11 protein-coding genes are annotated in these 9,532 nt (G+C 43.0%); 7 read left to right on the top strand and 4 right to left on the bottom strand.

Annotated elements, in window-relative coordinates:
• Positions 1-108: 108 nt before the first annotated feature.
• The 5 genes from E1160_RS15585 (at position 109) to E1160_RS15565 (ending at position 3,479) form a co-directional block, all read left to right on the top strand.
• Entirely contained in the window at positions 109-507 is a 399-nt protein-coding gene (locus tag E1160_RS15585) for a hypothetical protein (protein ID WP_155156870.1), read from the top strand.
• A 197-nt stretch (positions 508-704) separates the two neighbouring features.
• A complete protein-coding gene (gene phbB / locus E1160_RS15580) occupies positions 705-1,427 on the top strand; it encodes an acetoacetyl-CoA reductase (RefSeq protein WP_155156868.1) in 723 nt (240 codons plus the stop codon).
• Positions 1,428-1,446: 19 nt separating this feature from the next.
• Entirely contained in the window at positions 1,447-1,869 is a 423-nt protein-coding gene (locus tag E1160_RS15575) for an NUDIX hydrolase (RefSeq protein ID WP_218048949.1), read from the top strand.
• A 66-nt stretch (positions 1,870-1,935) separates the two neighbouring features.
• The gene (gene yddG / locus E1160_RS15570) at positions 1,936-2,823 is read left to right on the top strand and encodes an aromatic amino acid exporter YddG (protein WP_155156864.1); all 888 of its coding nucleotides are present in this window, start codon (positions 1,936-1,938) and stop codon (positions 2,821-2,823) included.
• On the top strand, positions 2,823-3,479 hold the full coding sequence (locus E1160_RS15565) for an HAD family hydrolase (protein ID WP_235914181.1): 657 nt from the start codon (positions 2,823-2,825) through the stop codon (positions 3,477-3,479). Before yddG ends, E1160_RS15565 begins: the two co-directional genes overlap by 1 nt.
• Before the next feature lie 20 nt (positions 3,480-3,499).
• On the opposite strand, the gene E1160_RS15560 is transcribed toward E1160_RS15565, so the two are convergent.
• Positions 3,500-4,399 (bottom strand): transcriptional regulator GcvA, encoded by a 900-nt coding sequence (locus tag E1160_RS15560; protein WP_155156860.1) that lies wholly within the window; start codon positions 4,397-4,399, stop codon positions 3,500-3,502.
• 232 nt (positions 4,400-4,631) lie between these two features.
• On the opposite strand from E1160_RS15560, the gene E1160_RS15555 reads away from it, so the two are divergent.
• Both E1160_RS15555 and E1160_RS15550 read left to right on the top strand, forming a co-directional pair.
• Positions 4,632-4,880 carry a DUF1127 domain-containing protein gene (locus E1160_RS15555; protein WP_218048948.1) on the top strand — a complete coding sequence of 83 codons (249 nt, stop codon included), beginning with the start codon at positions 4,632-4,634 and terminating at the stop codon, positions 4,878-4,880.
• Between the two features lie 303 nt (positions 4,881-5,183).
• Positions 5,184-6,098, top strand: coding sequence for a DMT family transporter (locus E1160_RS15550; protein ID WP_155156858.1), 915 nt, complete (start codon positions 5,184-5,186; stop codon positions 6,096-6,098).
• On the opposite strand, the gene E1160_RS15545 is transcribed toward E1160_RS15550, so the two are convergent.
• Genes E1160_RS15545 through E1160_RS15535 form a run of 3 tightly spaced genes read right to left on the bottom strand, consistent with a single transcriptional unit; the run spans position 6,099 to position 9,429 of the window.
• Complete coding sequence (locus E1160_RS15545; protein WP_155156856.1) at positions 6,099-7,367, bottom strand: class I SAM-dependent methyltransferase; 1,269 nt, start codon at positions 7,365-7,367, stop codon at positions 6,099-6,101.
• A gap of 7 nt (positions 7,368-7,374) precedes the next feature.
• Positions 7,375-8,346 (bottom strand): NADPH:quinone oxidoreductase family protein, encoded by a 972-nt coding sequence (locus E1160_RS15540; protein WP_155156854.1) that lies wholly within the window; start codon positions 8,344-8,346, stop codon positions 7,375-7,377.
• 15 nt (positions 8,347-8,361) lie between these two features.
• Positions 8,362-9,429 (bottom strand): asparaginase, encoded by a 1,068-nt coding sequence (locus E1160_RS15535; protein ID WP_155156852.1) that lies wholly within the window; start codon positions 9,427-9,429, stop codon positions 8,362-8,364.
• Positions 9,430-9,532 lie beyond the last annotated feature (103 nt).

Below are 9,532 nucleotides of genomic sequence, written 5' to 3'. Positions count from 1 at the left end.
AAATCGATCTTTAAAAGAAAAACAAATAAGTAAGGTCATTTACTTGCAATCAAAAATAAGTATAACAAGCAGCACTTGATAACTGATCCCAATCTATTGGAGGCACTCATGTCTGAAAAAACTACCGAAATTCGTTTTGTTGTATGGCAGTTTGTGCGTTTGATGGTGCGACTGGAAGAGACCGTTGAGGCGGGTGCCGCAGGTGAAGTAAAAGATCTCTATAACAGCTGGGAAGATGTTTGGGTTGATCTGGATGCGAAGCTTGTTGATTTGGGACGTAATGACCCGGAAGCTTTTGCCGAACTTATGATGGATCAAGAAGTTGTAACAGAACTGACCGCAGTCGAATGCGGCATTGTTGCCACCCAGCTTAAAAATGTTGTCGATGATTTGATTGAGAAATTAAAGCATACTGATGACACAGAAGAAGTTGAAGATTTCTCTTTTGAACGTGATGATTTGACATCACTTGTAAGCGAACTCAAAGCGTTATCCCAAAATTTGTAATTAGTTCTATATAAGAAAATGCTGCGCTATCTCAATTATTACAAATAGTTGCATTTTTTATTTTGAGTTTTTCCTCCAACGTGTTGAAATCATTTTGACATGAAAAAATAATATTGTTGTCCCGCAGAGGTGATATGGCTCTGTGAACAAGAAAATTATAAGTCAAAAGATCTAACCTTACGTAAGGAGTTTAAGATATGGGACGAGTTGCCGTTGTTACAGGTGGTACACGAGGAATCGGTGAAGCCATTTGTGTCGGATTAAAAGAAGCAGGTTATACTGTGGCTGCAAATTATGGCGGAAATGCCCAAGCGGCCGCCGAATTTACAGATAGAACAGGTATCTCTGCATATAAATTTGATGTATCCGACTTTGAAGCCTGTAAAGAAGGGATTGCGGCAATCGAGGCTGATTTAGGGCCAGTAGAAATTTTAGTTAATAACGCGGGAATAACCCGTGATGGTACAATTCATAAAATGACGCCAGATAACTGGCAACAAGTATTGGATACCAATCTGGGGTCCTGTTTCAATATGTGTCGTAATGTAATCGATGGTATGCGCGAACGTGGTTTTGGCCGCATCGTGAATATCGGATCAATCAATGGTCAAGCTGGTCAATATGGTCAGGTTAACTATGCGGCAGCGAAATCAGGTATTCATGGATTTACCAAAGCTTTGGCGCAGGAAGGTGCTGCAAAAGGCGTGACAGTAAATGCAATTGCACCGGGGTATATTGATACAGATATGGTGCGGTCAGTTCCACCTGTTGTATTGGAAAAGATTGTTGCTAAAATTCCGGTTGGTCGTTTAGGTAGCGCACATGAGATTGCCCGTGGTGTTCGGTTCTTGGTGGCTGATGACGCTGGTTTTGTAACGGGGTCCACATTATCCATCAATGGCGGTCAACATATGTATTAGGGCCCTTGAGAGCTAGTTGGTGAAAATAGAAAAAATATCTAAACCATCTATTGGTATTGGGGTGGTGCTGCTTTGGGAAAATAATGTTCTATTGATCCAACGCGACACCCCACCCAAGCAAGGTACATGGTCTATCCCCGGCGGTAAGCAGGAATTTGGGGAAACAATGAAACAAGCTGCGACCCGTGAAGTTAAAGAAGAAACAGGGCTTATCATTCAGGAAGAAAAACTAAAGCTTCTTGATGTAGCTGATATGATACAGCTTCCTCATTTTCACTATAGTTTAATTGATTTTTATGTAACTGAATTTTCTGGTGAATTGAAGGCGGGTTCAGACGCCAAGGATGCGCGCTGGGTGCCACTTGATGATCTATCTGATTATCAAATATGGGCTGAAACAGCCCGTGTTATACGTATGGCCATTGAAAAATCGTCTCAATAACTTTTCTCCTTGTTAGATATAAGAAAGCTCCTTAAGTAAGAAGTGGTATTTTAAAAGGGGTATTTTATGTCTGAGTTTCAAGCAACATTGATTGGTGGGACGGCAATTCTGCTGTGGGGGGCGTTGGCATTATTTACTGTGTGGACTGGCGCGGTCCCGCCTTTTTTGCTCGTTGGGATGACCTTCACACTGGCCTTTGGATTGATGTGTGCCAAATGGTTAGTATTTCGTGAAAATCCAGTTAAATATTTGCCGAAACAAAAGGCTGTATGGCTTTTAGGTGTCGCCGGATTGTTTGGTTATCACGCGTTGTATTTTGTCGCGTTACGTAATGCCCCAGCAATGGATGCAAGTTTAATTGCTTATCTTTGGCCATTGTTGATCGTTGTGTTTTCCGCCTTGGTGCCAGGCGAAGAAAGATTGCGATGGTTCCATGTTGCAGGGGCGCTTTGTGGGTTGGCTGGCTGTTGGATTTTGATCAGTGATGGCGGGCAGGTCAGCTTTAAGGCTGAATATACAGTTGGGTATATGGCGGCTATTGCCTGCGCATTAACTTGGTCAAGCTATTCGGTGATTAGTCGGAAGTTTTCCCATGTGGCGACAGATACGGTTGGTTGGTTTTGTTTGGTTACGGCTATTCTTGGTTTCGTTTTTCATGGATTGTTTGAAGAGACGAATTTACCGACAGATACGATACAATGGTTGGCGATTACAGGTTTGGGATTAGGGCCCGTTGGTATCGCGTTTTTCACTTGGGATATTGGGGTAAAAAAAGGAAATATCAAACTTCTGGGGGCGTCTAGTTATGCAACGCCTTTGATTAGCGCCGTCTTATTGATCCTTGCGGGACGATCTGAGGCAAGCTGGGCGATTGCGATTGCATGTTTAGGAATTGTCGGCGGTGCTGTTCTTGCGGCAAAAGAAATGATTTTTGGTAAAGGTAAATCAGCGTGATGTATGATTTAGTGATTTTTGATTGTGATGGTGTCTTGGTTGATAGTGAGGCGCTGGTCGCTGGTATCTATAGTGATTTCTTTAAATCCCATCGGATTGATATTACAGCCCATGAACTTGGCGAGCAATATGCAGGCAAAACTGATTTCAACTTGATGCAGGATATTCAGGTTCGTTTTAATGTGACTTTGCCAGAAGATGCGCAAATGCAAGTTTCATCAATTGCGAAAGCACGAATGGAAACAGAGCTTGAGCCGATCGATGGTGTGAAGTCATTATTGAAAACCCTTCCTTTCCCTAAATGTGTCTGTTCCAATAGTGGCTATAAAAGACTTCTATCTTCGTTGGATATCACAGGTATTCTTGAATTGTTTGAAGTCGAACATATTTTTAGTTCTAGTTTTGTTGAGAATCCGAAGCCTGCACCTGATCTTCATTTACTTGCTGCGTCCAAAATGGGTTATGCACCAGAAAAGTCGCTGGTCATAGAAGATAGCGTCACAGGTATTCAGGCGGCAAAAGCTGCTGGTATGGATGTATTTGGTTTTACAGGAGCAGGGCATGTTAGCGAACGCCAAGCGGATTTATTACGCGATGCTGGTGCTCATAAAGTATTTACCCATATGGATGAATTGCGCGGTTATCTGACTGCATAGATTTTTCGTCCAGGTTTTCATTAACTATCGTCAGAAGCTTCTTCCATTAACCAATCATGGAATGCTTGTACCTTTGCCCGTTGGAAGTTGTTTTCAGGGCATACAAAGTAATAAGCAAAGTCACCGGGTAAGGTAAGTTCAAATGGTTTTACAAGAAGGCCACGTTTCAGGGCGTCTTTTGCAAGGAAGCTTCGACCCAGAGCAACGCCTTGACCATCAATGGCAGCTTGTAATACCAAATCGGAATAGTTGAAACTCATCCCATGACTGGCATCCACATAATCTGCGACACCTGCTGCTTTTAACCACATACGCCAGTCAGTCTGCATCTCATCATGCAGTAATGTATGGAAATAGAGATCGCTTGGTTGACGAAGGGGATGTTCACCTTCTTCCAAAAGCTTGGGGCTGCAAACTGGGAAAATATCTTCAGTCATAAAATGTACAGAAGTCAGACCCGGATATTCACGACCATTCCCCCAACGAACAGCAACATCAACATCTTCGCGTTCGAAGTCGGTGAGTTCAAAATTGGCGGAAATACGCAAATCAATATCAGGATGTTTCGCATGAAATCTTCCGAGACGTGGCACCATCCATGTGGCGGCAAAGGATGGCATACAAGAAACTGTTAATGTACCCGTGCTATCTTGTTCATGGAGCTTTTCCACTGCGTCACGAATAGTCTTTAAAGCTTCTCGAACGGCAGGTAAGAAAATCTGACCTTCTTCGGTTAGCATTAAGGCGCGGTTCATACGTTTAAATAAAGGTACACCAAGGGATTGCTCCAACGTTTTGATTTGGTGTGAAACCGCTGCTTGTGTTACAAAAAGTTCCTCTGCTGCCTTGGTAAAGGAAAGATGTCGTGCGGATGCTTCGAAAGCTTTTAAGGTATTTAACGGAGGAAGACGTTTTGGCATGGGGCACCTGATTTGTGTAACTACTTTGTTACTGTCGCATAAAAAAAACTAATGCGATACAAAAAAAATTATCTCTTGTGGAAAAAATTGAAAAGGCCTAAATACAGCTCATCAGAGACAACAGACGGGCTTGTCGAGAATATCCAAGTCGGTCGAACTTTTAAAAATGTAATTATATAACCCAAATTATTTGCCGATGAAATCGGATTTGGGTTTTGATGGAGAAGTTAAAATGGCTACAAACACACAATTCGTTGATACATTGGGCGGCACATCTGGTCTATTGGTAGATACAATGGCTGACATCATGTCTGGTTTTGGTTCTGCGGTTGCATCTGTAGTTACTGCAGCACGCACATGGCAAGCACGCGTTGAAGAGCGTAAGCATCTTGCTTCCTTGGATGCACGTTTGTTGGATGACATGGGCATGACACGCGCAGATGCATTACGTGAAGGTAACAAACCTTTCTGGATGTCCTAAGGTTTACACTTTTCATAAGTGACCCCTGAGGTTCATTTTCCCCTGAATGAACCTACTCTGGAACCTGCCATCTCCCACTTGAATTTTATGCGGTTGGTAGCATTAAATTCTCGGCAGGTTCGGAAAATTCAAGCGCGGTGGATCGACTTGTCGGCACCGCGCTTTTTCTTTTTGTTTCAACTGTTTCATCTAAATCAACAATGTTATGCCAAGAAACGGGCGGACAGAAAGTTGGGGGTGATATATAACAGTAATAATATTTCACAGATTTCTAATTAAATATAAATACGAACGGGATTGGCAATGCAAAATGCAGCATTTTATTTACTGACAATTTTAATCTGGGGATCAAGTTGGTTTGTAATTACCTTCCAATTGGGGGAGGTGCATCCAGTTGTTTCTGTGGCTTATCGTTTTGCATTGGCCGGTGTAATTCTTTTTGCTTTTGTACATTTGTTTTCACGTAAGAAAGAAGAAAAACACCTTAGCGTTAAAGACCATTTGTTTATGGCTGCCCAAGGTTTGATGTTGTTTAGTTTTAACTATTCAACTTTCTATGTGGCGACCGGATATTTGCCTAGTGGATTGGTTGCTGTTGTTTTCTGCACAATTTCGATCTTGAATATCGTCAATCAAGCGATCTTCTTTAAGAAAAAAGTAGATGGTCGTGTTTTGATTGCCAGTATTTTGGGGCTGTTTGGTATTGGTTTGGTATTCTTACCGGAAGTACAAGTCTTATCTTTCGAAGATGATTCCATGTTTGGTCTTGCTCTATGTCTATTAGCGACCTTATTTGCATCCTTTGGCAATATGTTGGCGATGCGCAACAATAATGCGGGAATTTCCGTGAATACTTATAACAAATGGGGGATGACCTACGGTGCGATCGGATCATTTGTCATTGTTCTATTGGCAGGGATCGAATTTAAAATTGATACTAGTTTTGATTATTTATGGTCGCTTTTCTACTTAGCAGCAGTTGCATCTGTTATCGCATTCGGATGTTATTTGACTTTGGTGAAAAATATTGGCGCCGATCGGGCTGCTTATGTGGCGGTATTATTCCCTATCGTAGCTTTGGGTATCTCTACCTTTTACGAAGGCTATGTCTGGACATTGGAAGCTCTCGCAGGGGTCGTCTTTATCTTAGTTGGTAATATGTTGGTGATTAGCAAGCCTGGCCAAATTAAAAAATGGTTGCGCCTCAAGGCATCTTGATCATCGTTGCTTCAGGAACAGTTTTCCGAAACTATTCATTACGTTAAACACATAGCTAAAGATATTTTGGAAGGCAAAGACGTCAGGTTGCCCAGGTAAGCGTCGTCGGATGTCTTCCAAACTGCTTTTCCCATCAATTGCCCGTAAAATAAGGGCGGCATGTGGTGGTAGGGTAGGTTGGAATTTTAGTCTGTTTAGTGTGAAATCCAGTTGGGCGCCTTGTGGCATGGATCGAAATTGCTGTTCTGTTTGAATATCACGAAATACAGGCACCAAGTTCATATTACTAGGTTTTGCCGTGATTGTATTTTCTCGTAAGTTCGGAACGCAATATAAAGTGTGTTTGTGCATATTGCCGGATAGAAGTTCACAAAATTGCGCACGCTCTTCTAATGATTTATCTTTTAAAACATCTCTTGTTTGATCAGGCAAAGGATAGAAGTCTGGATTGTATGGCGCAGGGTCAATATAGGTAACTAGTTTTAATCCTGCATTTGTTAGTTCTTGGTTAAGTTCTGGCACCGTATAGGAACGATCTTGTGAATGAAGCAACAAGTCAAAAATACCAGTATCTGAAACTTCATGATCATTGATACCCTCATTTTGATTAAGCCAGTTGGTGACAGGTAGTTTTCCCAATATCTCTTTGGTATGTTCCACGCGATCGTGTGAAGATCCATCCGATGCAACCATTCTTAATGCTTCTTGCATTTGATACACACCTGTCCGCCCATGAGTACCATAGACCATCAAGCCAAAGCCGCCATTTGGCTTTAACGCTTTTGCTAATGCTTTAAATCCGTCTTGGGGGTGGGGCAGGTGATGTAATACGCCACAACAATCAATGTAATGAAAATCACCAAGGTCAGCGGCATCTAGAAGAGAGCCTGTATGGAAGGTGATGTTTTTAAGTTTTCGCGCTTTAACCCGTTTTTCAGCGATGGCACGTGATGCTTTAGAAAGATCAATATAATGAATATCAGCTTCAATATTCTCATCAGTTAATTGTTGGGCAAGCATTACAAGCGCATCACCAGTGCCACCACCTGCAATCAGGACACGGAAATTACCATTTTCGTCTTGGGGCAGTTTACCGTTAAATAATGTATGGCGTAACTCAACGAGATGTCCGGGAGATCCGGTGATCAGTCGTTTGCGCTCATCTTCTGGGCGGCGCTCAGGATAAGGCAAGTCTTCATATTGAGTTTTGATCGCTTTGGTCGCTCTTTTTGTGCCTTTACCGGATAGCGTTTGTTTTTTCTTCGCCATGGGAAGTTTAATCCATTGTGATGATGACTTTGCCGGTTGCCTGACGGCTTTTTAGAAACTCTAGTGCTTCAGCCGTTTTTTCAAGGGGGAAAGTCTTAGAAACATGAGGTTTGATTTTGTTCGCTTGATATAATTTGTTTAGGCGTTCAAAGGATTTTGTAACTTTCTTGGGCGCATATTTAATGTAATCTCCCCAATAATATCCCTGAATGTCAATGTTTTTGACCAATAGGTGATTGGCAGGAATACGTGGTACATCTCCTGACGCAAATCCAACAAGTAGAATTCGACCTAATGAATTTATCACTCTGAGAGACTGATTAAAGGTATCGCCGCCAACGGGATCATAAACGACGTCGACTTTACCCACTAATTTTTGCACGCGTTTCTTAATACTTTCATTTTTATAATCAATCACATGATCTGCGCCATTTTCTTTAGCTAAGGCGCATTTTTCCGAACCGCCCGCCGTGGCAATAACAGTTGCTCCCATTGCTTTACCAAGTTGTACAGCTGCTAGTCCAACGCCACCTGCAGCACCGTGAACCATCAAGGTTTCACCTTCTTGCAATTTAGCTCGATCAAAAAGTGCAAGTTCTGAGGTCCCATAGGCGACTGGGTAAGCGGCAGCCTCAGATGCGCTTGCACCTTTTGGGGATTGCCAGATATTTGAGCAATGCGTGACCAGTTCTTCGGCATATCCGCCAGCATTGATAAAGGCGGCCACATCATCGCCAACGTAAACGCCATCTGCATCGTCTGATACTTCTATCACTTTACCCGCAGCTTCCATACCCGGAATAAAAGGTAAGGGAGGAATTGATTGATAGGTGCCCTTTAGTACTAATAAATCAGCAAAATTCAGGGCAGCAGCTTTCACCTTGATGCGCACTTCACCAGACGCCAGTGGACGGGAGGGCAGATCAACCATCCTTAACTGATCAATGCCACCATGTTCTGTGATTTGTAATGCGCGCATAAAAGATAAAAATCCTTAGAAGGTGAAGTTTTCACCAGCCGGGCGAATTTCGCCGATCTGGAATTCGCGACGGTTTGTCAAAGGAACAGATATATATTGCGCTGCTTTTTCAAGTGCATCCCCGTCTAGAACGCCAATTTGACGTAATGTTGCAGTGAGCATGGCTTCGGCGCCACGGGTGGAACCATCATCGCATTTTAAGGCGATGCCAAGACCGTATTCTGGAAGGGCTGCACTAAAGAAACCTTCTGCACCTGTTTTTAGAAATACTTTATCCTTTAGTATCTCCATCATGCCGGTACAGTAACGGCCTGTGCCTGCCACATTAAATGGATGTTTGAACACAGAAGAGGCGATGCGTTTACACGCTTCCGCTTTGGCAGGTGGTAAATCGTCAGGAACCGCAAAACGGGCAAATCCATAAGCTGTATTTTCAAGGGGAACCGCCCAAGTAGGTGCAGAACAGCCATCTCGATCCACCGCTGCGCCGTTTAAAGAAATGCCGCACATAAATTCCATTGTGCCTTTGATGCGTTGTTGCACAGCATGCGTCTGTTCCACATACCCCTTAGTATCAACGCCAATTTTTTTTGCCAAAGCCAGCATACCGGCATGTTTACCGGAACAGTTGTTATGCAGTTGATTTGGCACTAACCCTTTTGCGGCAAGTTCGCGTGCAGCTTCATCAAGCATGGGCCAATGCGCACCACATTCCAAGTCATCTTCGCCTAACCCCATTTTCGTAAGCATACTTGCTGCAGTTTTGGTATGAACTTCTTCCCCGCCATGAGAAGCCACAGATAAGGAAATTTCATCATCACTAAAGCCAAATTCGTCAGCCGCGCCTGTTTCCAACATCGGTAATGCTTGGAACGCTTTGACAGAAGAACGTCCATAAACGGGTTGGGTAATATCCCCCCATGCGGCTTGAACATTGCCTTGAACATCAACAACAGCGATGCTGCCGCGATGACGACTTTCAACAATACCACCACGTGTGACTTCGACCAAAACCGGATTGCAGCCGGAAAAATCCAGTTTCAAATTGGCACGTTTTTCATCAGGCAAGTTATCATTGCTCATGTCTTTAGGCTCCATCACCGCGAGAATTTAGTGGTTTTTGTTATTTTACTGCTTTGAAAGCTTTTTATTCATTGGCTAGAACTTGCCTTTTTAGGGCAAAATA

Origin of the sequence: Curvivirga aplysinae, from assembly GCF_009711445.1 — a bacterium.
Classification (GTDB): Bacteria; Pseudomonadota; Alphaproteobacteria; order UBA8366; family Aestuariispiraceae; genus Curvivirga; species Curvivirga aplysinae.
This window is presented reverse-complemented; position numbering and strand designations above follow the sequence as displayed.

Excerpts from the sequence above, each read along its gene's own strand:
- yddG (WP_155156864.1), top strand. The coding sequence starts at position 1,936 with ATGTCTGAGTTTCAAGCAACATTGATTGGTGGGACGGCAATTCTGCTG.
- phbB (WP_155156868.1), top strand. The coding sequence starts at position 705 with ATGGGACGAGTTGCCGTTGTTACAGGTGGTACACGAGGAATCGGTGAA.
- E1160_RS15535 (WP_155156852.1), bottom strand. The coding sequence starts at position 9,429 with ATGAGCAATGATAACTTGCCTGATGAAAAACGTGCCAATTTGAAACTG.
- E1160_RS15585 (WP_155156870.1), top strand. The coding sequence starts at position 109 with ATGTCTGAAAAAACTACCGAAATTCGTTTTGTTGTATGGCAGTTTGTG.
- E1160_RS15560 (WP_155156860.1), bottom strand. The coding sequence starts at position 4,399 with ATGCCAAAACGTCTTCCTCCGTTAAATACCTTAAAAGCTTTCGAAGCA.
- E1160_RS15555 (WP_218048948.1), top strand. The coding sequence starts at position 4,632 with ATGGCTACAAACACACAATTCGTTGATACATTGGGCGGCACATCTGGT.
- E1160_RS15565 (WP_235914181.1), top strand. The coding sequence starts at position 2,823 with ATGTATGATTTAGTGATTTTTGATTGTGATGGTGTCTTGGTTGATAGT.
- E1160_RS15540 (WP_155156854.1), bottom strand. The coding sequence starts at position 8,346 with ATGCGCGCATTACAAATCACAGAACATGGTGGCATTGATCAGTTAAGG.
- E1160_RS15545 (WP_155156856.1), bottom strand. The coding sequence starts at position 7,367 with ATGGCGAAGAAAAAACAAACGCTATCCGGTAAAGGCACAAAAAGAGCG.
- E1160_RS15550 (WP_155156858.1), top strand. The coding sequence starts at position 5,184 with ATGCAAAATGCAGCATTTTATTTACTGACAATTTTAATCTGGGGATCA.